The organism is Methylocaldum marinum, assembly GCF_003584645.1.
GTDB lineage: Bacteria > Pseudomonadota > Gammaproteobacteria > Methylococcales > Methylococcaceae > Methylocaldum > Methylocaldum marinum.
On the sequence record NZ_AP017928.1, the window covers coordinates 2,326,465 to 2,352,432 of the forward strand.

Here is a 25,968-nt window from a genome sequence, read left to right on the forward strand (position 1 = left end):
GTTAAGATGCCTGCGTAAGCAAACCTCAGAGCAAAAAACCATGGACCGCACCGAACGTTTTTACAAAATCGACCAACTGATCCGCGAACGGGAAACAGTATCTCAAAAGGCTTTTCTTGAGGAATTGGGTATTTCGGCGGCCACTTTCAAGCGCGACATCGAATATATGCGCAACCGATTCAACGCACCTATCGTCTGGGACCGAAAATCGCGCGGCTACCGCTTCGGGCAGCACAGCCGCGGAGGCGCCTACGAACTCCCCGGACTTTGGTTCAATGCCTCGGAAATCCACGCCCTTCTCACCATGCGCCAACTGCTCGCGGACCTTCAACCAAGGCTGCTCGAACCGCATATTCAGCCGCTGCTGGCCCGGCTCAACGCGCTCCTCGGCACCGGCGAACACGAATGGCAGGAAGTGGAGAAGCGCGTCCGAGTCTTCCACGTGGCGCGGCGAACGGTCGATCTTCAACATTTCGAAGTCGTCGCGCAGGCTCTACTCAAGCGCCGTCGTCTTCGGATCGTCCATTACAACCGCAACACGGACGAAACTTCCGAGCGCACCGTGTCGCCGCTGCGGCTGATCCACTACCGCGAAAACTGGTATCTGGACGCCTGGTGCCATCTCCGCAACGCGATCCGAAGCTTTGCCGTGGATGCGCTTCACTCCGCATCGGCGCAACTTGAAACGGCCGTAGAGATTCCCGACGAAGAACTGGATAGGAAATTCGCTACCGGCTGCGGCATATTCTCGGGCAGCGAGATCCGCTGGGCCGAATTGCGCTTCACGCCCGAACGCGCGCGCTGGGTCAGCCGTGAGATCTGGCATCCCAAGCAAAAAGGCCGATTTGAGCCGGATGGCAGCTACACACTGGAAATCCCCTACTCCGAGGACCCCGAATTGATCATGGATATCCTCAAATACGGTGCGGACGTTGAAGTCATCGCCCCGGAACCGCTCCGCGCGCGCCTCAAAGAAACAATTCGGGTAATGGCCGCCCGTTACGGACAAGGCTGAACTTATACAGCGTATCGCCTTCTCCCCTGGGAAGAAGGCCAGGATAAAGAGGGGAGCCAAAAGAAACATTCATTAATTTCATTTTCTTACGCCACCCTAGGGAAAAACCCGAAAGCACTTCGGCGTAGCGCCGGAAAAAATTTACATCGATCGATTCAGTGGCTCACGCCCTGAGCGACTACCTGTCGTAAATTATCTCCGTCGTTACACTCATCGGAGATACGATCATGTTCAACACCTTCTTTTCGATCCGGAAAAACCGCAACGCCAGCGCTCTTGCAACCGCCTCCACCATCCATCCCGCATGTCCTCTACAACAGCCGCAGCCGCCATCCGGCCAGACACCGGTCGTTTCGGCGCGCGTCAACTACGACATCCCGACGTATATCCGGCGAGGTATCAAACTCAGTGGTTTGAACTGAAAGTCCACCGAGTTTGAAGCGCTCCGATAACCGGCAGGCCACGAATTCGATAAAATGACTATACTAAGTGGTCATATTTTATCGAGGTGTAAGTCATGAAGGTCACCGCAGCGGAATTCAAGGCTAAATGCTTGAAACTGATGGATGAAGTCAGCAAAACCCATGAGCCCATCGTCATCACCAAGCGAGGCAAACCGATTGCCAAACTGATGCCGATCGAAGAACCGTCGGAAACCCAGTTCGGTTATATGAAAGGTACGGTCACCGTCTTGGGCGATGTCGTTTCCCCTGTTGATGAATCGTGGAGCGCGCTGACCGGCGACGAGGACGATCTCTACAGCGAACTGGGGCACAACAGTCGTCCCATCGACGGAAACCGATAAATGGACGGGCTATTACTGGATACCCACGCGTGGCTCTGGTACGCCGAAGGCATTTCCCAGCGCCTGCCGGCGGATGCGGTAGCACGTATCGAAGCCGTGCGCAGACAGTCGAGACTGTTCGTCTCCACGATTTCCATCTGGGAAATCGGCATGCTGCAGAACAAGCGCAGACTCACGCTCTCGGCGGCGTTCAACGTTTGGGTCGAGCTCGCCACGACTCTACCGAGGCTTCGGTTACTGCCCCTGGATGCCGAAAGCGCCGTGGAAAGTACCCAGCTTCCCGGCTCGTTCCACGGTGATCCCGCCGATCGTTTTCTGATCGCCATCGCCCGAGTAAAGGGCCTGCATTTGATGACGGCCGACGAGAAGATCATCGAGTATGGGCGGGAAGGGTATCTCAATGTTTTCGAGATAGGGGCTACTAAGAAAGACGCCCCGCTTTAAAGGCAACGTAAGACGCACTGATTCCTTATCAGAATCAATTACAAAAAGCCTCGGGGGCTCACAATGACTTTTTACGCACACAGCAATAATAAGGCCGGAATCAAGCATACGCTGGCGGAACATTTGTTCGGAGTATCGCAATTGGCATACAAGTTTGCGGAAGCTTCTGGCGCAGGGGATGAAGCCGCTCTTGCCGGGCTCTTGCACGACCTCGGAAAGTATGGCGACCGGTTTCAGGCACGGCTCGAAGGAAAAGACCATGGGCTCGATCACTGGTCTATGGGCGCTTGGCTGGCACTGCAAAAGGACTATCAAGCCGTCGCCGCGGCGCTGGCTATTCAAGGTCATCACATCGGACTGCAATACTTGCGCGGGTCCGAGTTGGCGAAACTAAACCCGACCAAGCTCGTTCAAAGCCATCCCCAACAACTCAGTTTGAGTGAAACGGATCTGGCAACCCTCAAATCACGCCTCCTCGCCGATGGTCTGACTCCGGCAAAGCCCGAAAAGACATTGTGCGGAGCCGAAATCAGACCCGGTTTCGATCTTATGCTCGACCTTCGTCTTCTGTTCTCCGCCTTGGTCGATGCCGATTTCCTCGACACCGAAGCTCATTTCCAGGGTGGACCAGACGACAGGCGCTACCGGCCAGACGGGCCGAAACTGCACGCTTACGATGCGCTGGAAATTCTACTGGCCCATATCGACAAACTCGGCCACAGTTCGAAGGCTGATCCCGGAGTGACCAAAGTCCGACAATGGCTGCGCGACGACTGCCTGAGCGCCGCGGAACATCCGCCGGGGTTATTCACACTGACGGCACCGACCGGCAGCGGAAAAACCCTCGCCATGCTCGCCTTCGCCCTGGCGCATGCTGCAAAATACGAATTACGACGGGTGGTCGTCGTCATCCCGTATCTCTCGATCATCGAACAGACGACTGCCATTTTCCGAAGCCTGTTCGAATCGCACTTCGGCACCGACTATGTATTGGAACATCACTCGCTGGCCGGTTTGGGGAAGGAAGAGTGCGAGTCCGATGCGGAGGGGGAATTCGGCGCATCCGACGAACGCAGACGGCGACAGCTTTCGGAGAACTGGGATGCGCCGATCATCGTCACGACCAGCGTGCAGATGCTGGAATCATTGTTTTCGAATCGGCCGTCCGCCTGCCATAAGCTTCACCGCCTACCCCGGTCCGTGATTCTGTTCGACGAAGTCCAAACGCTGCCCGCGCCGCTGGCAGTACCGACGCTGGCGACTCTTACTCACTTGGCTCACGCGCATAAAAGCAGCGTCGTGTTCGCGACTGCAACGCAACCGGCGTTCGAACACTTGCACGCTCATGTTCGAACGCATGCGCCGGTGGGCTGGCAGCCTCGAAAAATCGTCCCCGCACCGGAGCGCCTGTTTGCACCGATGCAGCGGGTCAAAAGAAAGTGGGATGATCCAAATCAACACATTACCTGGCCGAAATTAGCCAAACAAATCTCGGAAAAACGGCGAGTCCTGTGCATCGTCAATCTCAAACGTCACGCGCGTATGCTTTGGGAAGAACTCAACGATCCGAATATCTTTCACCTTTCCACAAATCTTTGCCCCGCACACCGGCAAGTGTTATTGGCGGACATCCGCGAACGGCTTGCCACGGATAAACCTGTGCGCATGATCGCCACCCAATGCGTGGAAGCCGGCGTGGATCTGGACTTCCCGTCGGTTTTTCGCGCTTATGGCCCACTTGAAGCCATCATTCAGGCCGAAGGGCGTTGCAACCGAGAGGGAAAACTCGTCGATTTGGGAGAGTTGCAGATATTCATGCCCGAAGACGAAACCTATCCACCGGGCGGCTACCGCCAAGCCGCGCAAGTCACCAAGATGCTGTTACAGAGATTCGGGCCGGAAGGTATGGAATTGGACAATCCGGATTTCATCACGGCCTACTATCGGGAGCTTTACAATATCGGTAAACCGGAAGCTTCGAGAAAAACGGAAGAACTCCTCCAATATGTCCGGGAAGGCTCCTTCCCGGACGTCGCCAGAGCCTATCGATTGATCGAACAGGACGCCATCAACGTAATCGTGCCCTACCAGGAAGAGATAGCCTTGTTCGAAGATCTCCGACGAACTGCGGAAGAAACCGGATTAACCAGGGAGTTAATCCGCAAAGCGCGACCGCTCTCCGTCAGCCTGTTTCGTCCCGAATCCGGTCACCCGGTCTGGGACAGTCTGTTGGAAGTTCAGAGCCTGAAAAAGGGACGGCGAGAACGACAAGAAGAATGGTATATCGCTGCGAAACCCGAGCACTATCATCCGCAGTTGGGTTTCATGCCGCCGGAAAGCTTGAATTTGTGGATTGCGTGAACCAGTCGGCACCGTAGGGCAGATTCCAACCTGCGATTAGGTCAGTCATCAGCCGCCGAATAAGACTCACTACTACAATTGATCAAGTGTATTGATCGTTCAAATCATGACAAGGGGGACCACTCATGCGTGGACAAACGCACTGTTTGGAAGTGTGGGGCGATTTCGCTTGCTTCACCAGGCCGGAAATGAAGGTCGAGCGCTTCAGTTATCCCGTTATTACCCCGTCCGCCGCCCGCGGCATCTTCGATGCGATTTATTTCAAACGCTGTTACGGGTTCTATTGGCAAATAGAGCGGGTGGAGATTTTGACATTTCCGAAGTACATCGCCCTGCGCCGCAACGAGGTAAAGGACAAAGTTCCCAGTGAACGCACACTGAGGACCTGGATGGAAGGAAGAGAGGAACCCGAACCGTTGTGGGCGGACGGCGGCCGGGATTCCCTAGGCACCGACCAGAAAGGGCGCACACAAAGGCAAACCATGGCGCTTCAGGACGTGCGCTACCGAATTCAAGCCCATATGCGATTTCGTCAGGAGCCCCGCAACATTCGCGAACTCGATGAACAATTCGCCCGCCGTGCACGAACCGGCAAATGCTTTTACCAGCCCTATTTCGGCTGCCGCGAATTCGCGGCTTATTTCGAACCTGTCGATGAAACCTCCCCACAAAAGCCCCCGATCGTGCTCGATTTGGATTTGGGTTGGATGCTGTATGACGTATTCGACTTGAACCTTGCCAACGATTCTTTCGGAAAACCCTCCATTAGCGTATTTCATGCCCGAATGTCACGCGGAGTGATTGAAATTCCGCCCTATAACAGTTCCGAAGTCCGTAAGAACGAGGAAGCCGGTCATGCTTGATTTGGTTCTCAAGCAAGCGGGTAACTCCGAGCCGGGCTTTTCCGAAAAGACGGTCAAATGGCTCATTACCTGCACAAGTGAAGGGCAATTTACCGGGCTGGTCTCTTTAGGCGAAGGCAGAGGCCGGACATTTTCTTCCTGCCCGAATCTGACCCACCCCGAATTGGTCGGCGGAAGTGAGGTACGCAGTCATTTCCTGATTGAAGGACTCCCTACTATCGCCTTGTATCTTGATCCAAAAGCTGACGAAAAAGACAAAATCAAGTTCGAAGCAAAGCACGCGTATTTCATTCACCTACTTAAGCAAGCCGCAGAACATGCGCCGTATTTGACTGCTGCGGCGAATCTTCTGGAAAATCCCGATGCGCTTGCGGCGATTCGAGAGGAACTGCGCGGAGCTAAAGCCAAGTTCACCGAAACCGCAACGTTGCGGATCGATTCCATCACTCCGTTAGAACGTGACGAATGGCGGGATTGGTGGCGGATGTTTCGCACGGGTCTACGGACCACAAAAGGTGGAAAAGCATCGCCGATGCGCTGCCTGGTTACCGGGGAACTGATCGAGCCGGCCCCTACCCATCCGAAAATCAGCGGTATAGCAAGCGTAGGAGGTCTCCCCGCCGGCGACGTCCTGGTGGGTTTCGACAAAGCCGCATTTCAATCCTACGGACTGGATCAATCGGCCAACGCCGCTATGTCCGAGGAAACCGCTACGGCCTACACGGAGACCCTCAAACAGCTCATCGCAAAAAAAGGCGTCAGGCTCGTCAACACTCTTGCCGTCTATTGGTACACCGAAACTCCCGAACTACCCGATGAAGAGAATCCGCTGAGCTGGATAACCGAAGCACCGGAACTGACCGCCGCAGGCGCCGAAGCCCTGGCCCGCAATCTCCTACAAGCCATCCGCAAGGGCAAACGCCCCGACCTTGCCAACAATCGTTATGTCGCCCTGATGCTATCCGGCCAAGCCGGCCGAGTCATGGTGCGGGACGTAATGCAGGGCAGTTTCGAGGAGCTTGCTGAGCATATCGGCAATTGGTTCGACGATTTGGTGATCGTTACCCGCGATGGCAAAGGTGTGGCCAGATCGCCCAAACTTCTTGCCGTGGCCGGAAGCTTGGTGCGCGATCTCAAGGATTTACCGTCGCCCTGGCTCCAGCAGCTTTGGCGCGCGGCGATAACCGGCACGCCGATTCCAACCCTTGCTTTGGCGCAAGCGGTTATGCGCGCCCGCATCGACGTCATCAACGACAACCTCGCGTCCCATGCCCGCATGGGTCTCTTGAAGGCCTTTCACATTCGACAAGGAGACCGTGACATGAGCACCTATTTGAATCCGGAACATCCAAACTCGGCCTATCACTGCGGCCGTCTGCTGGCCGTCTTCGCTAGACTGCAACGAGCCGCCCTAGGCGATGTCGGCGCCGGTGTAGTGCAACGCTATTACGCTGCCGCCAGCCAAACGCCGGGACTGGTATTGGGACGATTGGCCTCGAACGCCAAAAACCATTTAAGCAAGCTGGAGGGAGGCCTGGCGTGGTGGTACGAAAACCAAATCGCCGAGGTAATGAGCCGTATCCGCGACCAAATACCAAGCACCTTGACCTTGGAAAATCAAAGCTTGTTCGCTCTCGGTTATTACCAGCAACTCGCGGCCTTGAATGCCGGCAAAGGCAATGCCAATAAAAATCCGGGCATTGAGGCCGACCAAAGCGCGTCATCCGAATCACAAAGTAACAACAACGATAAGGACCACTACCATGGCGATTGAAAACCGCTACGAATTCCTGTTTCTGTTCGACTGTGAAAACGGCAACCCCAACGGCGACCCGGATGCAGGCAATGCGCCCAGGATAGACCCTGAAGACATGCGAGGACTGGTCTCGGATGTGGCTTTGAAACGGCGGGTGCGGAATTATGTGCAGATGGCGCGAAACAACCAGATGCCCAACGCCATTCTGGTCGAGCATGCCACTAATATGAATCGCCCGATACTCAAGGCGCATGAAGAAACCGGGGGGAACCCGGAAAAAGGAGCGTCCAAGAGAAAGGTCGGCGAAGCTAGGAAATGGATGTGTCAGAGGTTTTTCGATGTACGCACTTTCGGTGCTGTAATGAGCACCGGCGCTAACGCTGGTCAAGTACGCGGTCCGGCCCAATTCGCTTTCGCTCGATCGCTCGACCCGGTCCTGCCGCTGGATATTTCCATTACGCGTATGGCCGTTGCCGAGGATGTCAAGGGCGCAAAAACGTCGGCGGAATATCAACAGTGGGAGGACGAACAACCCGAAGACAAACTCCGCACGATGGGCCGCAAAAACCTGATCCCCTATGGCCTCTACGCCGCGAAAGGTTTCATCAGCGCCAACCTGGCTCAGGACACGGGTTTCAGCGACGACGATTTAGCCTTGTTTTGGGAGGCGCTCGCGAATATGTACGACCATGACCGCTCGGCCAGCAAGGGCTTCATGTCCTGCCGTGGCCTTTACGTATTCAAGCACGTCGGCACCGATTCGAATCAAGAACAGCGCAAACGCCAAGCGATGCTCGGTTGCGCTCCCGCGCATAAGCTTCTGGATATCGCCAGGACCCCAGAGGAAGGCAAAGTAATCGAGATTTGGTTGAAGAAACAACTTGAGACGGCATCGCCCCGCCGCTTCGACGATTACGAAATCAATGCCCGCGCAGACAGGCTCCCCGCCGGTGTAGAACTTTGGACGTGGAACACGGAGCGCGGGGCTTTGGTCAAGCTATGAATGAAGCGAGTCCACCCGATCTCATCCCCCTCTCTGCCCTCAACCAGTACGCTTATTGCCCTCGGCGCTGCTTCCTCATTCATGGCGAGGGCGAATTCACCGACAATGTACATACCGTGAGCGGATCGCGGGAACACGAACGGGTGGATGCTGCCGGTTATGAAAACAAGGCCGATGCACGGGTCGAATACGCGGTGCCTGTATGGTCGGACTGCCTGGGGCTGACCGGAAAATGCGATGTACTGGAGTTTCGGGATGACGGAACGATTTATCCCGTGGAATACAAGCACGGTCCCAAACGGCGCTGGCTCAACGATGACCTGCAGCTCGCCGCTCAAGCCATGTGCGTGGAAGAAATGACCGGAAAACCTGCTCCCAAGGGAGCGATCTTTCACCAGAAATCGCGGCGGCGGCGCGAAGTGATTATCGACGATTCTCTCCGCTCGCTGGTGAAGGAGGCGGCCTCAGCGATTCGCGCGATGCTTGCCGCAGGCGTCAGCCCGCCTCCCATTGAGGACTCACGGCGTTGTGGAGAATGCTCTCTGAAAACGATATGTGAACCCGAGTTGTTATGGGCGGTTGGCCATGTGTCGGAATTGGCAGCCGGTCTGTTCCAGCCCGAAGAGGATGCCGTATGACCGTTCTTCTAAACACTCTCTACATCACCACGCCGGAAGCGTACTTGCGCCTCGAAGGCGAAACCGTGTGCGTGATGATCGAGGACGAAAAGCGACTTCAGGTGCCGCTGCATCATTTGGGCGCCTTCGTGCTGTTCGACCACGTGATGCTGAGCCCGGCGCTGCTCGGGCGATGCGCCGAGGACGGCCGTTCCGTCGTTTGGCTGAATCGGTCAGGGCGCTTCAGAGCGAGGCTAGAAGGCCCGGTCAACGGTAACGTGCTGCTGCGCCAAGCTCAGTACCGGGCCGCCGACGACGAACCGAAAACGCTGGCGATCGCCCGCGCCTCCGTCGCCGGCAAGCTGCGCAACAGTCGCCAGGTGCTCATGCGCGGCGCGCGGGAAATCGACAATCCAACGGAACGTGACGCACTGGTTCAGGCGGCGCGCCTCATCGCCAATCAGATCCGCAAGATCCCCCAGGCGGACAACCTGGACACGCTGAGGGGACTCGAAGGCGATTCCGCGCGCATTTACTTCGATGTACTGCCCTATCTGATGAAACCGTCCGCTCGCGAAGCTTTTCCTTTCTCCACACGAAACCGCCGCCCGCCGCGAGACCGTTTCAATGCCCTGATCTCGTTTCTCTACGCGCTGAAACTGGCCGATTGCCGGTCGGCATTGGAAACGGTAGGACTTGATCCGCAGTTGGGCTTCCTTCACGCGGCCCGGCCTGGGCGGCCCGCACTGGCGCTCGATCTATTGGAGGAGTTCCGCGCGCCCCTGTGCGACCGGCTCGCCCTGACCCTGATCAACCGCGGCCAGATTCAGCCCAAGGATTTCGACGAGCGTGAAGGCGGTGCGGTGTTGCTCAACGACAGCGGCAGGAAAACCGTGATCACCGCGTATCAAGCGCGCAAACAGGAAACGTTGAAGCATCCGGTGCTGGATGCGGAGGTATCCATCGGTCTCTTGGCGCAATTGCAGGCGAGGCTATTGGCTCGCTACCTACGCGGCGATGTCCCGCACTATGTTCCCTTCCTGAACCGCTGAGGTAAAAGGACGTGTTGCTTCTGGTCAGTTACGATGTCTCGACGGAAACCTCGGAGGGCCGCCGACGGCTCAGAAGGGTTGCCAAGGTCTGTCTCAATTACGGCCAGCGCGTGCAAAAATCGGTGTTCGAATGCAAGGTCGAGCCAATGCAACTGGAGACCTTGAAGAGCGACCTGCTCGACATCATCAACGAAAAAGAAGACAGCTTGCGCCTTTACCGCATCGTCGAACCATTGGAAAAAAATGTCATGGAATTCGGGAAATTCAAGGCGGTCGACTTTACGGACACCTTGATCGTATGACTACCCTGCCGATGCGCGAACCTGAAGCAACGGTAATAGACCGGCAAGTTCGCGCAAACGATAAAATCTTGATTTTATTGCTATTTTGTTCGGAATACCCCTTATTTTGTCTCGATTCCAGGCTTTCCATCCTCCGATTCGCGCTTTCCTGCCATTTTTTCCTGGTTTATTCTTGCTTTGCCGAAAGGCTGTATCTCCCGGCGATTTAGCCGGGAGTGGATTGAAACACTCCCGTGTCCGCGTGACCGATCAACGGCAACAGTATCTCCCGGCGATTTAGCCGGGAGTGGATTGAAACTTCAATGTGCGGCCCCTTCGCGTACGCCTTGCCCGTATCTCCCGGCGATTTAGCCGGGAGTGGATTGAAACATTTTCGGCAACCAGCTCATCCGCGTTGGCGCGTGGTATCTCCCGGCGATTTAGCCGGGAGTGGATTGAAACACGTTATCGCACCAACCCAACCGGAATAATATCCCCGTATCTCCCGGCGATTTAGCCGGGAGTGGATTGAAACACGACATGCCGACCAGAACGGCAAGCAGGCAAGATCGTATCTCCCGGCGATTTAGCCGGGAGTGGATTGAAACCGAAAAATAGCGGCCATTACCGACGGCGACCTCGAAGGTATCTCCCGGCGATTTAGCCGGGAGTGGATTGAAACATGCGGATGCCTGGTGCGACGGATCATCCCTATCGCGTATCTCCCGGCGATTTAGCCGGGAGTGGATTGAAACCCTCTGCAATATTGTTGAGGATAGCTGAGAAATGGTATCTCCCGGCGATTTAGCCGGGAGTGGATTGAAACTCAATCTGGTCCTGGCGAAAGCCCATTTCGCGCACGTATCTCCCGGCGATTTAGCCGGGAGTGGATTGAAACCTGAGACTTGTGACCTTCCTCGGCCAACTCGATGGGTATCTCCCGGCGATTTAGCCGGGAGTGGATTGAAACAGTTTATAAAACTCATCGGCCCACACTTTTGCAGTAAACGTCCGTTGCTCCCCGAGTCCATACGGATGGGTATCCCAACCCGCGGTTTATAGTTTCGGTGTGATGTACTGTCGGCAGGTATCGGCTTCATTGAGTTGCGGCATGTATTCCCCTATCGGAAAGCATGAGTTCAATTCTTATTTTTCGATTCCCATCCTAGTGCTTAATCGCGCTAATCAGCGAATACAAAAACCCACATATAATCAATTTGTTATATTGGATTTTTGCATCGTTTATTTTTGCAATTAAGCACTAGCTAGGGATTAAACGGTGCTATTCTCGGAATTCCTCCGGCCATTTCCGAGCACCGTGGTAAACAGCCAAGATTTCGATGCAGTCCTGACGTACACGGTAAGGCAGAATGTAGGGGGAATCGCCCATTACCAGTTCCCGCGTCCCGGTGACTCGGTCGGTGCGGCCGAATCCGGGATTGTCTTGAAGAAGCGCAACGCGTTGCCGGATTTCGCTCTGGAGCTTACGCGCTGCGTAGGGATTATCTTGGGCGATATAAAGGTAAATGTCCCGCAAGTCTTGGCGGGCGGGTCTGGCCCAGACGATTTTCACGAACGGTCTTCGAACGCTCTGATTTTTTCTTCAATCAAGGCGTCCATCTCGCCCATCACGTCCTCATGCGGAATCACATCGCCGCGATCGGCGGCGGCAATGCCGGCCTCAATTTTTTGGATCTGCCAAGCATGCAGTTTCAGATATTCCTGGATCGCCTGGTTCACCAGGTAATTGCGCGAGCGGTCGAGCTGTGCTGCGAGCTGGTCAAGGCGTTTAACGGTCTCGCCGTCAGTGCGGACGGTAAAGGCTTCGGTCGTCATGGTTCACCCTCCATCATTTTAGTCGGAGTGGTTCAATAAGGTTCGTCTGTATTCATTTCACACGAACCGACGCAATACAAGGATAGACAGATCAAACTTGACCCGCCTTTTCCCAACCCAGGGGCATGACGTCCCCCCATCCGGGACGGTAAATGCCCCATTTTATCTGGAGCATCACCATGTCCATCGATATCTTTTCTGATCCCTCTTCACCGGAAGCCGCGCTGCAAGGCGAGCTACTGGAAGGTAGCCTCTCTTCACCGTTCGACATCAGCCTGCAGGAATTTGTGTCTGAATTCGGCGACGAGCTCCTTGAATCCCTCAATCGTGCCAATCCACCCGTCTATGGCTGTCAGGCTCGCAGTCATCGTGAGCACATACTCGCCTGCCTTAGGATTGAAACACTTCCATTTGATAATGCTGCAAAACCCTAGCGGGTATCTCCCGGCGATTTGGTCTCGATTCAAGCTCTCAGACCAAGATCAGTTTCCCCATAGCCGCTATGTCGTGAGCCGTGGAGCCAGCAGGATGGGCAAATAGCGCACCAGAAACAGCAGATAGGCCGCGGTCCAGAGCCCTATGGCCGCCACCATGAACAGGTCGCCCGGTTGAGCAAAGAGCCTAGCTACGGTTCCGACCGTCAACATCGCAAAAGCGGTTGTCATCGAAGGAAAGGCACGCAATGGACGTCCGGTGTGGCCGAGCGCCACGCGGGCGGCGACGCCCAGTATCATTGTGCCGATGGCTCCGTAGCCGAGTGCATGTAAACCGCTGTCCCAGAGACTCCATCGGTCGAGCAGCATGCTCGCCCCGAGCAAGGCCAAACCGATGGGTATCCAGGCATAGCCGACGTGCAGAATCCAGAGCAGAGGTTCCGGATAGGCCAGCCAGCCGCGCCAGCGGGCCAGGCGGACGAATTGAAGTACCGAAGCGGCGATGCCGAGTACGCCGGCGCCCGCCGAGCGGGGCGATGTAATGAAGCCTACGGCAAATAGCAGAGTTACCGCGACGGCAATGCCATCGAGTCGGTCGAAGTGCGGCAAACGCGCGTTGAATCCGGGGTGATTCAAACGCAGCCAGTTCTGAGTGAAGCTGGGTATGATGCGCCCGCCGACCAACAGGATCATGCCGAGCACGAGCGATAGCCCCATGCGCAACCCGGCCTCCTGTGCAGCCAGGTCGCCGGTCGCCACGAAGAAGAAATAGACCTCGGTCGCGAGAAAAGCAGTCAGCAAAACCAGCACCTTATAGTTCCGGATATTCCGGACGGCAACGACTTCGCGGGCAACGAGCGCCAGTAGCCCTCCCCAAAACAGCACGCTGCCCGCAGCCCATGAACCGGCGCCGAACGAACCGGACGTGAACGCTCCCATCCGCGCCACAAGCCAGGTCACGCACAGAATCAACAGTGGCGTTCCCGCGACCGGCGGACGGCCGGTCCAGGTGGCGACAGCCGTCAGCAGAAAACCCGCAATTGCAGCTCCGGCAAATCCGAAGATCATTTCATGGCCGTGCCGAACAGCGGCGGGCAATACCTCCGGCCACGCCAGAACTCCGCTGAGATGAAGTCCCCACGCTGAAATCGCCAGAACGGCATGGATGCCTACCAGCAGGAAAAAGGCGCGGAACGCGTAGCTGAACAGGATGCGGGGATCGAAATGGATAGGAGCCATGGGCTGATTCAACCTTGAAACGGCAGTTGGACGGACCCGAGTATGCGGCGGACGGGTCGGCTGGCAGGGTAGCCTCCCGCTAGACCATTTTCATACCTGCTGTGCAGGCACGCGCGAGTCGGAAATCCCTTCCCGAAGTTGCACTCGAGACAACGGGTTCGTCGACAACGGATTGCCAAGCGACGAACGCTTAAAAGAAGCACCGCCGCCAGATGGTCCGGCCGTCGTGCCATGGGGTAGGTGGCGGTTTCACCCAAATGCTGAAATCGGTGGCAGGGATAACGGTCGGAATCCGTGCGGCGTTTCGATGCCATCTAAGCCATCACCTGCCGTTTCCAGGTTGGGAGTGTTCAACCGGTTCGGTGGTCCGCGACGGATGCCCTGACAGATATTCCGCCAAGGCCACCGCGCTGTTGTGCTCGGTGTCGCGTGCGCTGTAGAGCAGAGTGATACTTCCCCTCCTCGCTGCTTCAAGAATCGGCTGGAGTACTTGGGGGCGGCGGTCCAGCTCGGCGAAGTAGCGACGTCTGAACTCGTCCCACCTGGCGGGATCGTGGCCGAACCAGCGCCGTAACTCGCTGCTCGGTGCGGCCTCCTTGATCCAGGCCGTCATTACCAGCTCCTTCTTGGCTATGCCCCTGGGCCATAGCCGCTCGACCAGGAACCGTTCGCCATCGCCTGGATCCGCCGTCTCGTAGACACGTTTCACGTAAACCATGAAGCTCTCCCGGTGAAGCCGCAATACCGGTGACGGTCAGTGTACACGACCGGAGCGCCAAGACGATCGGATCAGACCCGCGGCGACTTCCGTTTCGTGCGATGTTGGCGATTTGACTTATAATGGCCGAATGTCCTTCCGCTCCGAATCTCCCTTTAACGCCGAGCAGAAATCATCATGTCGGATAATCTGATTTTCAAAGTCGTCTTCATCAATCAGAACCAGGTTTACGAAATCTATGCCAAGCGGGTTTATCAGGGAGAAATGTTCGGATTCGTGGTGATCGAGGATTTCATTTTCGGTGAGACCTCGTCCGTGGTAGTGGATCCTTATGAAGAGAAACTGAAGACGGAATTTGCCAATGTCCGGCGTTCATTCATTCCAATGCACGAAATCATCCGCATCGATCAGGTCGAACGCCGCGGTACCGCCAAGATAATCCCGCTCGATCGGGAAACGGGTCAATCGGGCAAGGTCACCAAATTTTACGTGCCCGAAAAATCCTAAGGCCGGAACACCGGACCGACGTGCAAGCTATTTGACCACCTTGAGCGTCGGCCTTTTCTTCGCGCCCGCCCCTCCCTTGGGCGCACTCTCGGTAGGCGGCGGCGTCTCATCCTCTCCCTCGTCGTCGAAAATCATTCCCTTTCCGTTTTCCTGCGCATAAATGGCAAGTACCGCGCGCATGGGCACGGTTATCTGCATCGGCGTACCGCCGAAACGGGCGCCGAATTCGACCTCGTCGTTACCCAACGACAGGCCGTGCACGGCTTGCGGCCGTAAATTCAGCACGATCTTTCCGTCCTGAACATACTGTCTCGGCACGACAACGCCCTGTGCTTCGGCATCGACGAGCAGATAGGGCGTGAATTGGTTATCGACTATCCAGTCGTATATAGCCCGTACCAGATACGGTTTGAGTGAAGTCATCAGGCAGTCAGCAGCTCCGCAAAAGAGGTCAAATCCCGCTCTTGTTCGCTTAAACTGGCTTGAAACGCATGCCGCTCGAACAAGCGTCCAGCGTAGTCTGTAATCGCTTCCGCCTGCTTTGGCAGGTCTATGCCCAAAGCGGGCAAGCGCCAAAGCAATGGCGCGAGGGTACAGTCTACCAAAGAAAATTCGTCACTGAGAAAATAAGGCTTGGACGCGAACGCAGGAGCCGCGGCGACGAGACTGTCACGCAGCGACTTCTTCGCCTTGGTATCCTTTTTGTCCGCAGAATGTTCGATTTTGTCGAGCAATCGATACCAATCCTGATCGATACGATGGACCAGCATGCGGGCACGGGCCCGCGATACGGGATCCATGGGGTGCAACGGCGGATGAGGAAAACGCTCATCCAGGTATTCCATGATAATCCGGGACTCGTACAGCACCAGATCGCGGTCCACCAATGTCGGCGTGTTACCGTAGGGATTGAGCGCGAGCAACTCTTCCGGAGGCTGATCGGCAGCGACATATTCGATATCCGCCGCAATCCCTTTTTCGGACAAAACAATCCGTGTTCTGTGGCTATAGGCGCAGGTCGGGGAACAAAAAAGGGTCATTACCGATTTGCGACTGGCAGTGGTTGCCACTCTGAACACCTCAAGAAAGACTAAAAGGTTCCGGTTGGAAATCAATAACGGCTAGCCTGCCGGCTTTTGCCGGGAAAAGTCATTTGTAGTGCTAGACCTCTGGGCGGCATCGCTTTCCAACCGGCCGGTCGTTCATTTTAACATTAAACCTCAATGAATATTCTTCCAATATTCTTTCTTAAGCCGGTACATGATCACCGCCAGCACGATTAGAAATAAGATGATGTATTTCCCGAGCGGCAGTCGTTCCAGCTTGGAGGGTTCCGCCACATAGGCGAGAAAATTGACGATGTCGGTCAAGGCTTGATCGAATTCCTGACGCGTCATCTCGCCTTTCTGGACCGGCCGAACGTCGACCACGGTATCGACGCCGTCGATCCTTTTGATCACGGGTTCCTGGGTGCCCTGCAGCTTCCACAAGACATTGGGCATCGCCACGTCGCGGGAAATCAGGTTATTCGTCCCGAATGGACGTTTCGGATCGGTGTAAAAGCCTTTCAGATAGCTGTAGACCCAATCCGCTCCCCTCGCCCGCACCACCAGAGAAAGATCCGGCGGAGCCACTCCGAAGGTGTTTTCGCCGTCCTCCTTGGACATCGCGGTGCCGAGATAGTCGTGGATCTTGGCCTCGCCGAACATGAATTCCCGTCGCACGGTGTCCTCGTCGAGTTCGAGGTCTTTGGCGATTCGCGAGTAGCGAATCTGCTTTACGGAATGGCAACCCATGCAGTAGTTCGCGAACAAACCCGCCCCCCTCCGAACGGAGTCGGAATCGAAAATGTCCACATCGGCATCTTCGAGCGGTTTCGTCGGATCTACCGCAGTCGCGGCAAAAGAAAATAACAACAGTATTATGCCGAATGCCGATCTCATTCTTATTTGCTTCCGTAGGTTTTTAACCATCCGATAACCGCCGATAGTCGTTCTTTTACGTTCTGCACGAACGGATGGGCTTCAAGAGCCGCAATCCGCGCCTTACTCTTCTGCCAGAACACGCTGGTCCGCACCGCCTCCAAACCACGTTCGATCAAACGCCAATGCCTGCCCTCGCGCTTGTTCAGCGGAATGATGGATTCGGCAAGGCGCTCCGGAACCGGACGGGTCCGTTCGAACTGCGGGTAGAACGGCATCAAAAGCAGAAACGCAAAATAGATGAACGTGAACAGCCTCGCAAAAGCCGTCGAAGTCGGCGTAACAGGCTTGGTGCCGAGAATTCCGAGCCCGAAAAAACTCACCACGAATAAAACCAATGCGACCTTGAAAACTCTTCCGCGATAGCGAATCGATTTCACCGGCGAGCGGTCCAGCCAGGGCAGCAGGAACAGCAAGACAATCGACGCTCCCATCGCCATCACACCGCCCAGCTTGTTCGGAATCGCACGCAGAACCGAGTAAAACGGCGTGAAATACCAGACCGGCTGAATATGCTCGGGCGTCGCCGCCGGATTTGCCGGTTCAAAATTCTGATGCTCCAGGAAATATCCGCCCATCTCCGGCATATAGAAGATGATGAGAGCACAGATGATCAAAAACACGATCGCCGCGTACAAATCCTTGACGGTGTAATAAGGATGGAAAGGTATTCCGTCGATCGGAATGCCGCTTTCGTTCTTATGCTTCTTGATCTCGATGCCGTCTGGATTGCCCGAGCCGGTAGTCCGCAACGCGACCAGGTGAAATACCACCAGAATGAGTATGGCCAGCGGAATGCCGATAACGTGGAGCGCAAAGAAGCGGTTCAGCGTCGCGTCGGCGACGACATAATCACCCCGCACCCATAACGCGAGATCTTCGCCTATGACCGGAATCGCACCGAACAGCGAGATGATCACCTGCGCGCCCCAATAGGACATCTGCCCCCAGGGCAGCAGATAACCCATGAAGGCCTCGGCCATAAGCAGCAAAAACAGGGTCATGCCGAACAGCCAGATCAGTTCGCGGGGCTTTTTGAAAGACCCGTAAAAGATCGCCCGGAACATGTGGAGGTAGATAACGATGAAAAACATCGAGGCGCCGGTCGAGTGCATGTACCGGAGCAGCCAGCCATAATCCACATCGCGCATGATGTATTCGATCGAATCGAACGCAAGTTCGGCCGAGGGCTTGTAATGCATCGTCAGCCAGATCCCGGTCAGGATCTGATTGACCAGCACCAGTATTGCCAGGGAACCGAAGAAATACAGAAAATTGAAGTTCTTCGGTACGTAATATTTGGCGAGCTGGCTGTTCCACAGGTTGGATACCGGAAACCGCTCGTCCAGCCAGTTCAAAAGAGCTTTTGCCTTTTCCGAAGCCATCTCGCCTACTCCTCGCCGCTCAAACCGATTAGGATCCGTGTATCACTCGTATAGTGATAGGGCGGAATTTCCAGATTGGTCGGCGCCGGAACCGCCTTGTACACGCGTCCCGCCAAATCGAAACGAGAACCGTGGCAGGGACAGAAAAATCCGCCCTTCCACTCCGGCCCCAGATCCGCGGGCGCGATTTCGGGACGATAGACGGGGGAACATCCGAGATGGGTACAGATACCGACGGCGACGAAAATCTCGGGCTTGAGAGAGCGAAGCTCGTTGGCCATCGCTTTCGGCTGCTCGGATTGCTTCGACTGGGGATCGCGCAGCTGGTCGTCGAGGGTTGGCAGGGCCGCCAAGACGTTAGGCGTTCTGTGCAGTATCCAGACCGGCTTCCCCCGCCACAGGACGCGAATCAATTGTCCCGGCTCGATCTTGCTGATGTCGACTTCCACCGGGGCTCCCAAGGCTTCGGCCTTGGCGCTGGGCTTCATCGACGAGATGAACGGCACCGCCGCGGCGCCCGTCCCAATGGCGCCGATGACCGCCGCCGCCTGGGTTAAGAAACGGCGCTTTTCGATATCCACGCCTTCAGTAGTCATGCCAACATCTCCCGTTTTACCCCTCTAAAGCTAGCCTTGTTGGTTTTCGATAAGCTGTTATTTGTGGAACGCGCCGGTTCCGATGTGTTGAATAGTTATTGTTGACAATGAGTTTCTCCAGGGGGGAGGATTTTGTTTGAGAAAGGCTCAGAAAGCAAGACCATCGGACGTTCGCCCTATGAAACCAGGATCGTGGAAAGGGCTGCAAGGAATCGGCGATTTTCCTCCGGAGTTCCCACGGTGACTCGCAAACACCCGGCCAAGCGTCCACCCGACGAGTGGAGATTCTTGATCAAAATGCCCGCATCCTTGAGCTGCTGAAATACCTGACCGGCATCGTCCCGCAGAAGCCTAAACGTGATGAAATTGGCCTCGCTCGGATAGACACGAACTTTCGGAAGCCGCCCGAGCGCTTCGAGCAGGTGTTGCCGGTTCCGGCGAATCAGCTCGACCTGGGCCTCCAGCACTTTCCGCTTTTCGATGGCGAACTCGGTGCTGATCTGGGTCAAGGTGTTGATGTTGTACGGGAGCCGAATCTTGTCGAATTCGTCGATCCAGGCCTTGGCGCCCGCCAGAAACCCCAATCGCAGCCCCGCGAGCCCCAGCTTGGACAGCGTGCGCATAACCAGCAGACCATCGAAGTCCGCGAGCCGCGGCATGAAACTGCGGCCGGCGTAAGCGGCGTAAGCTTCGTCCAGCACCACCAATCCGGGGGCGGCTTGCAGGATCTCGACGATCGCTTCGAAATCGAACAGATTGCCGGTCGGATTGTTGGGATAAGCGAGGAAAATTACGGCAGGGCGATGGGTTTCGATCGCCGCGCACATGGCCGCCGTGTCCAGGGAGAAATCCTCTTCCCGCAAGGGCACGGAAACAAATTTAAGCCCCAGGCAAGACGCAATCTGCCGATACATGACGAAGGTCGGCTCGGGTGCCAGAACCGTCGCTTCGCGCCCTTGTAGCGCCATGAGAATGATCTGAATGATTTCGTCGGAACCGTTGCCCATCAGGAGGCCGGCCTCCTCGGGAACGCCGTAGGCCTCGCGCAGGCAGGCTTTCAACCGGCTGCATGAGGGATCCGGATAACGGTTCGGCTGCGCTTCCCGCAGCCGCGCCAGCCATTCCTCGACCATGTCGTCCGGCCACGAATAGGGGTTTTCCATGGCGTCCAGCTTGATGTAGTCCGAAGAATCCGGGACATGATAGGCCGATAAAGCCAGTATTTCCGGCCTCAGCAAAGACCGGACCTTGCTCGCGCGATCGGTCATGTCCGTTCTGCGATCCGGTACTCGGCGGAACGGGCATGGGCCGTCAGCCCCTCTCCCCGAGCCAGCACCGACGCGGTTCTCGCCAATTGATCCGCGCCTTGCGGCGAGCAAAAGATCAGGCTGGACCGCTTTTGAAAATCGTATACGCCCAAGGGCGAGGAAAATCTGGCCGTTCCCGAAGTGGGCAGTACGTGATTGGGTCCGGCGCAATAATCGCCCAGCGCTTCCGCCGTGTAGCGGCCCATGAAGACGGCGCCGGCGTTGCGGATTCTGCCGGCCAGGCTTTCGGGGTCCTCCACCGACAATTCCAAATGCTCGGGCGCGATGCGGTTCGCCACTTGCGCCGCCTCTTCCAGATCCCGAACCTGAATCAGCGCCCCGCGCCGCGACAGCGAGGCCCGGATCACCTCTGCCCGCTCCATGGTCGGCAGCAGACGCCTTATGCTCGATTCCACCGCATCGAGATGAGCGCGGTCCGGGCTGACGAGTATCGCCTGGGCATCCTCGTCGTGCTCCGCTTGCGAGAACAGATCCATGGCGATCCAGTCCGGGTCTGTGCCGCCATCGCTGATGACGAGAATTTCCGATGGCCCCGCCACCATGTCGATGCCGACCTGGCCGAATACCAGCTTTTTCGCGGTCGCCACGTAGATATTGCCGGGACCGACGATTTTGTCGACCCGCGGAACGGTCTCGGTGCCGTACGCCAATGCCGCGACCGCTTGCGCGCCGCCGATGCGGAACACCCGGTCTATCCCGGCAAGATAAGCGGCGGCGAGAACCAGCGGATTGGTTTCGCCTCCCGGCGTCGGAACCACCATGACGATTTCGGGAACGCCGGCCACTTTCGCCGGCATGGCGTTCATCAGGACCGATGACGGATAGGCCGCCTTGCCTCCGGGCACATAGACGCCCACCTTATCCAAAGGCGTCACCTGCTGCCCAAGCACCGTTCCGTCGGTCTCAGAATAGCGCCACGACTCCATTTTTTGCCGCTCGGCATACAGCCGGATGCGCTCGCCGGCCTTCATGAGCGCATCGGCCGAATCGCTGGGCAGGCTGTTCCAGGCCCTTTTCAGTTCCTCGCGCGAGAGCTCGAGCCCGGAGGCATTCGCCACCTCGAAACGGTCATAAAGACGGGTCAGTTCGACCAAGGCGGCATCGCCTTCCTTCCGGATGCGTTGAATGATGTCCATCACCCGCCCGTGGATAGCGGCATCCTCGGCTTCGTCCCATGCCAATACGGCGTCCAGATCCTGTGCGAAATCCGCTGAACCCGCCTCGAGACGGGTAATCGAGAAATCCGACATAATGCTTACCCCGCTTGCTTGCTGCGTTCGCTGACCACTTGCCTCAATTCTTCGACGAAGGACGTGACCTCGCGGTGCTTCATCTTCATCGCGGCTTTATTAACGATGAGCCGGCTGCTGACCTCCATGATCAAATCGCGCGGTTCGAGTCCGTTTGCCCTAAGCGTGTTTCCGGTATCGACCAAGTCGACGATGCAATGGGCCAAGCCCACCAGAGGCGCCAATTCCATGGAGCCGTAAAGCTTGATGATCTCCGCCTGAATTCCGCGTCCGGCGAAATAGCGATGCGTGGTTTTCACATATTTGGTCGCCACCCGCAAGCGCCCTCTCGACACCGGCGCCGAATCCTTCATGGCCGCCGTCATCAGCCGGCAGCGGGCGATGCCCAGATCCAGCGGCTCGTACAGGCCTTGAGCATCGTACTCGACCAACACGTCCTTGCCGGCGATTCCGAGGTCGGCGGCTCCGTATTCCACGTAAGTGGGCACATCGGTCGCCCGGACGATCAGGAGCTGAACCTCCTCGCGATTGGTCGGCAGGATCAGCTTCCGGCTTTTGTCGGGGTCCACGGTCGGCTCGATTCCGACCTGCGCGAGCAGGGGAAGCGCCTCCTCGTAGATTCGCCCTTTCGATATGGCTAGAGTGAGCATGCGTGGCGTTTCAGTTGGGGACGCGGCGTATCTCCGCACCGAGCTGCGACAGCTTTTCTTCGATGCACTCGTATCCGCGGTCGATGTGATAAATCCGGTCAACGACGGTCTGGCCCTCGGCCACGAGCCCCGCCAGCACCAGGCTCGCGGATGCCCTCAAGTCGGTGGCCATGACCGGAGCGGCGGTCAGACTCGGCCTGCCCTGAACGATGGCGGTGTTGGATTCGAGCTGGATGTCGGCGCCCATGCGCTGCATTTCATGGACATGCATGAACCGATTCTCGAATACGGTCTCGGTAATCACGCCGACGCCTTCCGCAACCGTGTTCATGGCTGTGAACTGGGCCTGCATATCAGTCGGGAAAGCCGGATAGGGTGCTGTGCGAAGCGATACCGCCTGAGGTCGATTGCCCTGCATGTCGAGCTCGATGGTCGACTCGGTGCACGTGATTTCGGCGCCGGCTTCGCGAAGCTTGACCAATACGGCGTCCAGCAGATCCGGCCGGGTGTTCTTCAGCTTGACCCGACCGCCGGTCATGGCGGCGGCGACCAGATAAGTGCCTGTTTCGATGCGATCCGGCAGAATCCGGTAGTGCATTCCGCTGGCCGAAAGCGCGTCGACGCCTTCGATTTCCATGATATCGGAACCCGCACCGTAAACTTTCCCGCCCATCTGATTGAGAAAATTGGCCAAGTCCACCACCTCGGGCTCGCGCGCGGCATTTTCGATAATCGTCGTTCCTTTCGCGAGAACGGCGGCCATCATGAGATTCTCGGTACCGGTGACCGTAACCTGATCCAGAACCAGACGGGAACCTCTGAGACGCTTGGCGCTGGCGTGAATGTAACCGTTCCTCACGTTGATTTCGGCGCCCATCGCGGCCAGGCCGTGGAGGTGCAGGTTCACCGGCCGGCTGCCGATAGCGCAGCCGCCCGGCAAAGAAACCTCGGCCCGGCCGAAACGGGCCAACAGCGGCCCCAGAACCAGTATGGAAGCCCGCATGGTTTTCACGAGTTCATAGGGCGCGAAGAAATTTTCGATCGGGCCCGGATCAACCTCGATATTGAGCTTTTCGTCCACCATCAAGTGCACCCCCATGCGCCCGAGCAACTCCATGGTGGTGGTAATGTCGTGAAGATGCGGAACATTGCCTATAACCACGGGTGTTTCCGACAGCAAAGCACCGGCGAGAATCGGCAATGCGGCGTTCTTGGCCCCGGAAATGCGCAGTTCGCCTTGAAGAGGTTTACCGCCGATAATGAGAAGCTTATCCATTGTTGGTGTCTGTTTTTATACTAACCTGAGACCGACCGGTCGACGGGTTCCGGCGAGTCCGCCGAAATCAAGTGTTCGATTCCGCTGACGCGAGCGATCTCCCTGACATGCTGCGGAAGGTGGCGATATCGGAGTTCCGATCGAGCTTTCGCGGCTCGCCGCATCCACTCCAACAGAAGCGCGACGCCGGCGCTATCGACCCGGCTGACGCCCGACAAATCGAAGCAAAGCCGGGACGCCGGCGCAAACAGGGTCGAAGTGGTCTTCAACGCGTCCTTCGCCGTCGAAAAACTCAGTTCGCCTTTAAGTCTGTAGTTTCCCCGACCTTCGTCGACCAATGCGAACGGATTAGAAGATTCGGCCATGACGGCGGCTACCCGTTTACGGTCTTACTCGGCCGGCGCGGCTGCCCCGCCGCCTTCCGCCTTATTAAAAAGAAACCGGCTGATGATCTGCTCGAGCACGATCGCCGATTGCGTCAGCTCGATCTCGTCGCCGTCCGCCAGGTACTCCTCCGCGCCGCCGGGCGATAGACCGATATATTGCTCGCCCAACAATCCGGCGGTCAGTATGCTGGCGCTGGTGTCGATCGGAAGCGTGTCGTATTTCGGCTCGATCCGCATCTCCACCACGGCCTCGTAGGTCTGATTGTCGAACGAAATGGCGCTGACCCGCCCCACCGTGACGCCAGCCACCGAGACTGGCGCCCGAACCCTCAGGCTGCCGATATTTTCGAAGCGAGCGACGATCTTGTAGCTGTCGCCGTTGCTTTTCAATTCCGCCAGATTGCTTACTTGCATCGCCAAGAAGAACAAAGCGATTAAACCGGCGGCGACGAACAAACCCACCCAGATCTCGATTGCTTTCGATGACTGCATCAATCCCCCCCGAACATTAAAGCCGTCAGCACGAAGTCCCACCCCAGCACGGCAAAGGCCGAATAAACGACCGAGCGTGTGGTCGCCCGGCTAACCCCCTCGGAAGTGGGTACGGCATCGTAACCCTCGAACACCGCTATCCAGGTGACGATAACCCCGAACACGGCGCTTTTGATGAGACCGTTTACGATATCGTCATAAAAATCGATCTTGCTTTTCATCTGGGACCAGAATGCGCCCTCGTCCACCCCGAGCAGCCCGACGCCGACGAAATAGCCGCCCAGGACGCCGACCATACTGAACAGCGAAGCCAGCAGAGGCATGGAGACGCAACCGGCGAAAAAGCGTGGCGCGATGATGCGCCTGATCGGATCGACCGCCATCATTTCCATGCCTGCAAGCTGTTCGGTCGCTTTCATCAGGCCGATTTCCGCGGTCAGCGCGGAACCGGCCCGCCCCGAGAACAACAAGGCCGTGACGACCGGACCCAACTCCCGAACCAGCGAAGCCGCCACCATGATGCCCAGGGTCTGCTCCGCCCCGAAATCGGAAAGCACATTGTAGCCCTGAAGGCCCAACACCATCCCGACGAACAAACCGGAAACGCTCACCAACAGGACGGTAAGCACGCCCACCGAATAAACCTGGGCCAGAAGCAGGCGAATGCGTCGAAGAATCTGGGGCAGCCCGGCTGCGACATGGCAGATGAACAAATTGGCCCGCCCTAGTTTCTGCAGAATGCCGAGGGTTGCGTCTCCAAGCTGCTGGAACGGGGCTAGCATGACGATTTCCGGATGGATGGCGGTCTGGTTTCAGGCGGGCGGACCGAGCAAGTCGGCCGCATAATCGGGTGCCGGGTAATGGAAAGGCACCGGACCGTCGGCCAAGCCTTCCATGAACTGACGGACCCAAGAGGATTCCGAATCACGAATCGCGTCGGGCGTACCCTGCCCGACCACCCTTCCTTCGGAAATGAGATAGATGTAATCGGCAATGGACGCGGTTTCCTCGACGTCGTGGGAAACAACGATGCTTGTGAGCCCCAGTCCGCGGTTCAAATCGCGTATCAGCTTAATCAATACTCCCATGGAGATCGGGTCCTGTCCGGTGAAGGGTTCGTCGTACATGATCATTGTCGGATCGAGCGTAATCGCCCTCGCCAGGGCCACGCGTCTGGCCATGCCGCCCGAAAGCTGCGCTGGCATCAGATCGCGGGCGCCCCGCAATCCCACGGCCTCCAGCTTCATCAAGACCAGGGTCCTGATCATGGACTCCGGCAGATTGGTGTGTTCCCGAAGCGGAAACGCGACGTTTTCGAAAACGCTGAGATCGGTTAGAAGAGCACCGGTTTGAAAGAGCATCCCTATCTTTTTGCGCAGTTCGTACAGCCGCCCCACAGACAGCTGATGCACGACTTGCCCGTCCAGGGCGATCGTACCGCTATCCGGCCTCAGTTGACCGCCGATCAGCTTCAAAAGCGTGGTCTTGCCGGTACCGCTGGGCCCCATGATGGCGGTAATTTTGCCCCTGGGGATATCCAGATTGACGCCATCGAAAATCTTGCGGCTACCACGGCTGAACGTAAGATTTCTGATTGAAACCAGAACTTCGTCACCCGCATTCTTGCCACTCATGCCTTGATGGAACGTCACTTAATTCGGTCGGAAAAATGGCGTATTCTGGCCAGCTACG

The 25,968-nt window shown here is 56.9% G+C and carries 30 protein-coding genes and 1 CRISPR repeat array; of the genes, 13 read left to right on the forward strand and 17 right to left on the reverse strand.

The window, feature by feature from the left end; all coding sequences use genetic code 11:
* Window positions 1-40 precede the first annotated feature (40 nt).
* The 11 genes from sS8_RS10035 to cas2 all read left to right on the forward strand — a co-directional run bounded on the left by sS8_RS10035 (window position 41) and on the right by cas2 (window position 10,218).
* A complete protein-coding gene (locus sS8_RS10035) occupies window positions 41-1,015 on the forward strand; it encodes a helix-turn-helix transcriptional regulator (protein WP_119629525.1) in 975 nt (324 codons plus the stop codon).
* A 227-nt stretch (window positions 1,016-1,242) separates the two neighbouring features.
* Entirely contained in the window at window positions 1,243-1,437 is a 195-nt protein-coding gene (locus sS8_RS10040; RefSeq protein WP_119629526.1) for a hypothetical protein, read from the forward strand.
* 95 nt (window positions 1,438-1,532) lie between these two features.
* A complete protein-coding gene (locus tag sS8_RS10045; RefSeq protein ID WP_119629527.1) occupies window positions 1,533-1,820 on the forward strand; it encodes a type II toxin-antitoxin system Phd/YefM family antitoxin in 288 nt (95 codons plus the stop codon).
* Complete coding sequence (locus sS8_RS10050; RefSeq protein WP_119629528.1) at window positions 1,821-2,264, forward strand: type II toxin-antitoxin system VapC family toxin; 444 nt, start codon at window positions 1,821-1,823, stop codon at window positions 2,262-2,264.
* 63 nt (window positions 2,265-2,327) lie between these two features.
* The gene (gene cas3 / locus sS8_RS10055; RefSeq protein ID WP_119629529.1) at window positions 2,328-4,625 is read left to right on the forward strand and encodes a CRISPR-associated helicase Cas3'; all 2,298 of its coding nucleotides are present in this window, start codon (window positions 2,328-2,330) and stop codon (window positions 4,623-4,625) included.
* A 125-nt stretch (window positions 4,626-4,750) separates the two neighbouring features.
* Complete coding sequence (gene cas5c / locus sS8_RS10060; protein ID WP_119629530.1) at window positions 4,751-5,488, forward strand: type I-C CRISPR-associated protein Cas5c; 738 nt, start codon at window positions 4,751-4,753, stop codon at window positions 5,486-5,488.
* Window positions 5,481-7,262, forward strand: a complete 1,782-nt coding sequence (cas8c, locus tag sS8_RS10065) for a type I-C CRISPR-associated protein Cas8c/Csd1 (protein ID WP_119629531.1) — start codon at window positions 5,481-5,483, stop codon at window positions 7,260-7,262. The genes cas5c and cas8c overlap by 8 nt, the downstream gene beginning before the upstream one ends.
* Complete coding sequence (cas7c, locus tag sS8_RS10070) at window positions 7,252-8,247, forward strand: type I-C CRISPR-associated protein Cas7/Csd2 (RefSeq protein ID WP_119629532.1); 996 nt, start codon at window positions 7,252-7,254, stop codon at window positions 8,245-8,247. Before cas8c ends, cas7c begins: the two co-directional genes overlap by 11 nt.
* A complete protein-coding gene (gene cas4, locus sS8_RS10075) occupies window positions 8,244-8,885 on the forward strand; it encodes a CRISPR-associated protein Cas4 (protein WP_119629533.1) in 642 nt (213 codons plus the stop codon). Before cas7c ends, cas4 begins: the two co-directional genes overlap by 4 nt.
* Complete coding sequence (gene cas1c, locus sS8_RS10080) at window positions 8,882-9,916, forward strand: type I-C CRISPR-associated endonuclease Cas1c (protein WP_119629534.1); 1,035 nt, start codon at window positions 8,882-8,884, stop codon at window positions 9,914-9,916. Before cas4 ends, cas1c begins: the two co-directional genes overlap by 4 nt.
* A gap of 11 nt (window positions 9,917-9,927) precedes the next feature.
* Window positions 9,928-10,218 (forward strand): CRISPR-associated endonuclease Cas2, encoded by a 291-nt coding sequence (gene cas2 / locus sS8_RS10085; RefSeq protein WP_119629535.1) that lies wholly within the window; start codon window positions 9,928-9,930, stop codon window positions 10,216-10,218.
* A gap of 190 nt (window positions 10,219-10,408) precedes the next feature.
* Window positions 10,409-11,167: a CRISPR direct-repeat array (repeat unit 37 nt; unit sequence GTATCTCCCGGCGATTTAGCCGGGAGTGGATTGAAAC).
* 312 nt (window positions 11,168-11,479) lie between these two features.
* On the opposite strand, the gene sS8_RS10090 is transcribed toward cas2, so the two are convergent.
* A complete protein-coding gene (locus sS8_RS10090; protein ID WP_119629536.1) occupies window positions 11,480-11,770 on the reverse strand; it encodes a type II toxin-antitoxin system RelE/ParE family toxin in 291 nt (96 codons plus the stop codon).
* On the reverse strand, window positions 11,767-12,033 hold the full coding sequence (locus sS8_RS10095) for a CopG family ribbon-helix-helix protein (protein ID WP_119629537.1): 267 nt from the start codon (window positions 12,031-12,033) through the stop codon (window positions 11,767-11,769). The genes sS8_RS10090 and sS8_RS10095 overlap by 4 nt, the downstream gene beginning before the upstream one ends.
* Window positions 12,034-12,212: 179 nt before the next feature.
* Between sS8_RS10095 and sS8_RS27620 the strand changes: the two genes are divergently transcribed.
* Complete coding sequence (locus tag sS8_RS27620; RefSeq protein WP_145986482.1) at window positions 12,213-12,467, forward strand: hypothetical protein; 255 nt, start codon at window positions 12,213-12,215, stop codon at window positions 12,465-12,467.
* Window positions 12,468-12,533: 66 nt separating this feature from the next.
* On the opposite strand, the gene sS8_RS10100 is transcribed toward sS8_RS27620, so the two are convergent.
* Window positions 12,534-13,706: an NnrS family protein gene (locus tag sS8_RS10100; RefSeq protein WP_119629538.1), complete on the reverse strand. Its 1,173-nt coding sequence runs from the start codon at window positions 13,704-13,706 to the stop codon at window positions 12,534-12,536.
* 322 nt (window positions 13,707-14,028) lie between these two features.
* Window positions 14,029-14,424, reverse strand: coding sequence for a DUF488 domain-containing protein (locus sS8_RS10105; RefSeq protein ID WP_119629539.1), 396 nt, complete (start codon window positions 14,422-14,424; stop codon window positions 14,029-14,031).
* A 177-nt stretch (window positions 14,425-14,601) separates the two neighbouring features.
* On the opposite strand from sS8_RS10105, the gene sS8_RS10110 reads away from it, so the two are divergent.
* Window positions 14,602-14,931 (forward strand): DUF1820 family protein, encoded by a 330-nt coding sequence (locus sS8_RS10110; protein WP_179952406.1) that lies wholly within the window; start codon window positions 14,602-14,604, stop codon window positions 14,929-14,931.
* 27 nt (window positions 14,932-14,958) lie between these two features.
* Here sS8_RS10110 and sS8_RS10115 read toward each other — a convergent pair whose 3' ends face one another.
* The 13 genes from sS8_RS10115 to sS8_RS10175 all read right to left on the reverse strand — a co-directional run bounded on the left by sS8_RS10115 (window position 14,959) and on the right by sS8_RS10175 (window position 25,910).
* On the reverse strand, window positions 14,959-15,354 hold the full coding sequence (locus sS8_RS10115; RefSeq protein ID WP_119629541.1) for a ClpXP protease specificity-enhancing factor: 396 nt from the start codon (window positions 15,352-15,354) through the stop codon (window positions 14,959-14,961).
* A complete protein-coding gene (locus tag sS8_RS10120) occupies window positions 15,354-16,001 on the reverse strand; it encodes a glutathione S-transferase N-terminal domain-containing protein (RefSeq protein WP_119632703.1) in 648 nt (215 codons plus the stop codon). Before sS8_RS10120 ends, sS8_RS10115 begins: the two co-directional genes overlap by 1 nt.
* 150 nt (window positions 16,002-16,151) lie before the next feature.
* Window positions 16,152-16,874, reverse strand: a complete 723-nt coding sequence (locus sS8_RS10125) for a cytochrome c1 (RefSeq protein ID WP_119629542.1) — start codon at window positions 16,872-16,874, stop codon at window positions 16,152-16,154.
* 2 nt (window positions 16,875-16,876) lie between these two features.
* Window positions 16,877-18,298: a cytochrome b gene (locus sS8_RS10130; RefSeq protein ID WP_119629543.1), complete on the reverse strand. Its 1,422-nt coding sequence runs from the start codon at window positions 18,296-18,298 to the stop codon at window positions 16,877-16,879.
* A 5-nt stretch (window positions 18,299-18,303) separates the two neighbouring features.
* A complete protein-coding gene (gene petA, locus sS8_RS10135) occupies window positions 18,304-18,894 on the reverse strand; it encodes a ubiquinol-cytochrome c reductase iron-sulfur subunit (RefSeq protein WP_119629544.1) in 591 nt (196 codons plus the stop codon).
* 176 nt (window positions 18,895-19,070) lie between these two features.
* Entirely contained in the window at window positions 19,071-20,162 is a 1,092-nt protein-coding gene (gene hisC, locus sS8_RS10140; protein ID WP_119629545.1) for a histidinol-phosphate transaminase, read from the reverse strand.
* Complete coding sequence (hisD, locus tag sS8_RS10145) at window positions 20,159-21,472, reverse strand: histidinol dehydrogenase (protein WP_119629546.1); 1,314 nt, start codon at window positions 21,470-21,472, stop codon at window positions 20,159-20,161. Before hisD ends, hisC begins: the two co-directional genes overlap by 4 nt.
* Window positions 21,473-21,477: 5 nt before the next feature.
* Window positions 21,478-22,122: an ATP phosphoribosyltransferase gene (gene hisG / locus sS8_RS10150; protein ID WP_119629547.1), complete on the reverse strand. Its 645-nt coding sequence runs from the start codon at window positions 22,120-22,122 to the stop codon at window positions 21,478-21,480.
* Between the two features lie 10 nt (window positions 22,123-22,132).
* Window positions 22,133-23,398 (reverse strand): UDP-N-acetylglucosamine 1-carboxyvinyltransferase, encoded by a 1,266-nt coding sequence (murA, locus tag sS8_RS10155; protein WP_119629548.1) that lies wholly within the window; start codon window positions 23,396-23,398, stop codon window positions 22,133-22,135.
* A gap of 20 nt (window positions 23,399-23,418) precedes the next feature.
* Window positions 23,419-23,763: an STAS domain-containing protein gene (locus tag sS8_RS10160; RefSeq protein WP_119629549.1), complete on the reverse strand. Its 345-nt coding sequence runs from the start codon at window positions 23,761-23,763 to the stop codon at window positions 23,419-23,421.
* A gap of 24 nt (window positions 23,764-23,787) precedes the next feature.
* Complete coding sequence (gene mlaD / locus sS8_RS10165; RefSeq protein ID WP_119629550.1) at window positions 23,788-24,276, reverse strand: outer membrane lipid asymmetry maintenance protein MlaD; 489 nt, start codon at window positions 24,274-24,276, stop codon at window positions 23,788-23,790.
* Window positions 24,276-25,058, reverse strand: coding sequence for a lipid asymmetry maintenance ABC transporter permease subunit MlaE (gene mlaE, locus sS8_RS10170; RefSeq protein WP_119629551.1), 783 nt, complete (start codon window positions 25,056-25,058; stop codon window positions 24,276-24,278). The genes mlaD and mlaE overlap by 1 nt, the downstream gene beginning before the upstream one ends.
* A 30-nt stretch (window positions 25,059-25,088) precedes the next feature.
* Window positions 25,089-25,910, reverse strand: a complete 822-nt coding sequence (locus tag sS8_RS10175; RefSeq protein ID WP_119629552.1) for an ATP-binding cassette domain-containing protein — start codon at window positions 25,908-25,910, stop codon at window positions 25,089-25,091.
* Window positions 25,911-25,968 lie beyond the last annotated feature (58 nt).

Excerpts from the sequence above, each read along its gene's own strand:
- cas4 (WP_119629533.1), top strand. The coding sequence starts at position 8,244 with ATGAATGAAGCGAGTCCACCCGATCTCATCCCCCTCTCTGCCCTCAAC.
- murA (WP_119629548.1), bottom strand. The coding sequence starts at position 23,398 with ATGGATAAGCTTCTCATTATCGGCGGTAAACCTCTTCAAGGCGAACTG.
- cas3 (WP_119629529.1), top strand. The coding sequence starts at position 2,328 with ATGACTTTTTACGCACACAGCAATAATAAGGCCGGAATCAAGCATACG.
- sS8_RS10105 (WP_119629539.1), bottom strand. The coding sequence starts at position 14,424 with ATGGTTTACGTGAAACGTGTCTACGAGACGGCGGATCCAGGCGATGGC.
- sS8_RS10050 (WP_119629528.1), top strand. The coding sequence starts at position 1,821 with ATGGACGGGCTATTACTGGATACCCACGCGTGGCTCTGGTACGCCGAA.
- sS8_RS10040 (WP_119629526.1), top strand. The coding sequence starts at position 1,243 with ATGTTCAACACCTTCTTTTCGATCCGGAAAAACCGCAACGCCAGCGCT.
- cas7c (WP_119629532.1), top strand. The coding sequence starts at position 7,252 with ATGGCGATTGAAAACCGCTACGAATTCCTGTTTCTGTTCGACTGTGAA.
- sS8_RS10115 (WP_119629541.1), bottom strand. The coding sequence starts at position 15,354 with ATGACTTCACTCAAACCGTATCTGGTACGGGCTATATACGACTGGATA.
- mlaE (WP_119629551.1), bottom strand. The coding sequence starts at position 25,058 with ATGCTAGCCCCGTTCCAGCAGCTTGGAGACGCAACCCTCGGCATTCTG.
- cas1c (WP_119629534.1), top strand. The coding sequence starts at position 8,882 with ATGACCGTTCTTCTAAACACTCTCTACATCACCACGCCGGAAGCGTAC.
- cas8c (WP_119629531.1), top strand. The coding sequence starts at position 5,481 with ATGCTTGATTTGGTTCTCAAGCAAGCGGGTAACTCCGAGCCGGGCTTT.
- sS8_RS10035 (WP_119629525.1), top strand. The coding sequence starts at position 41 with ATGGACCGCACCGAACGTTTTTACAAAATCGACCAACTGATCCGCGAA.
- hisD (WP_119629546.1), bottom strand. The coding sequence starts at position 21,472 with ATGTCGGATTTCTCGATTACCCGTCTCGAGGCGGGTTCAGCGGATTTC.
- cas5c (WP_119629530.1), top strand. The coding sequence starts at position 4,751 with ATGCGTGGACAAACGCACTGTTTGGAAGTGTGGGGCGATTTCGCTTGC.
- sS8_RS10125 (WP_119629542.1), bottom strand. The coding sequence starts at position 16,874 with ATGAGATCGGCATTCGGCATAATACTGTTGTTATTTTCTTTTGCCGCG.
- sS8_RS27620 (WP_145986482.1), top strand. The coding sequence starts at position 12,213 with ATGTCCATCGATATCTTTTCTGATCCCTCTTCACCGGAAGCCGCGCTG.
- petA (WP_119629544.1), bottom strand. The coding sequence starts at position 18,894 with ATGACTACTGAAGGCGTGGATATCGAAAAGCGCCGTTTCTTAACCCAG.
- sS8_RS10130 (WP_119629543.1), bottom strand. The coding sequence starts at position 18,298 with ATGGCTTCGGAAAAGGCAAAAGCTCTTTTGAACTGGCTGGACGAGCGG.
- hisC (WP_119629545.1), bottom strand. The coding sequence starts at position 20,162 with ATGACCGATCGCGCGAGCAAGGTCCGGTCTTTGCTGAGGCCGGAAATA.
- sS8_RS10175 (WP_119629552.1), bottom strand. The coding sequence starts at position 25,910 with ATGAGTGGCAAGAATGCGGGTGACGAAGTTCTGGTTTCAATCAGAAAT.
- sS8_RS10100 (WP_119629538.1), bottom strand. The coding sequence starts at position 13,706 with ATGGCTCCTATCCATTTCGATCCCCGCATCCTGTTCAGCTACGCGTTC.
- sS8_RS10110 (WP_179952406.1), top strand. The coding sequence starts at position 14,602 with ATGTCGGATAATCTGATTTTCAAAGTCGTCTTCATCAATCAGAACCAG.
- sS8_RS10160 (WP_119629549.1), bottom strand. The coding sequence starts at position 23,763 with ATGGCCGAATCTTCTAATCCGTTCGCATTGGTCGACGAAGGTCGGGGA.
- mlaD (WP_119629550.1), bottom strand. The coding sequence starts at position 24,276 with ATGCAGTCATCGAAAGCAATCGAGATCTGGGTGGGTTTGTTCGTCGCC.
- sS8_RS10045 (WP_119629527.1), top strand. The coding sequence starts at position 1,533 with ATGAAGGTCACCGCAGCGGAATTCAAGGCTAAATGCTTGAAACTGATG.
- sS8_RS10095 (WP_119629537.1), bottom strand. The coding sequence starts at position 12,033 with ATGACGACCGAAGCCTTTACCGTCCGCACTGACGGCGAGACCGTTAAA.
- hisG (WP_119629547.1), bottom strand. The coding sequence starts at position 22,122 with ATGCTCACTCTAGCCATATCGAAAGGGCGAATCTACGAGGAGGCGCTT.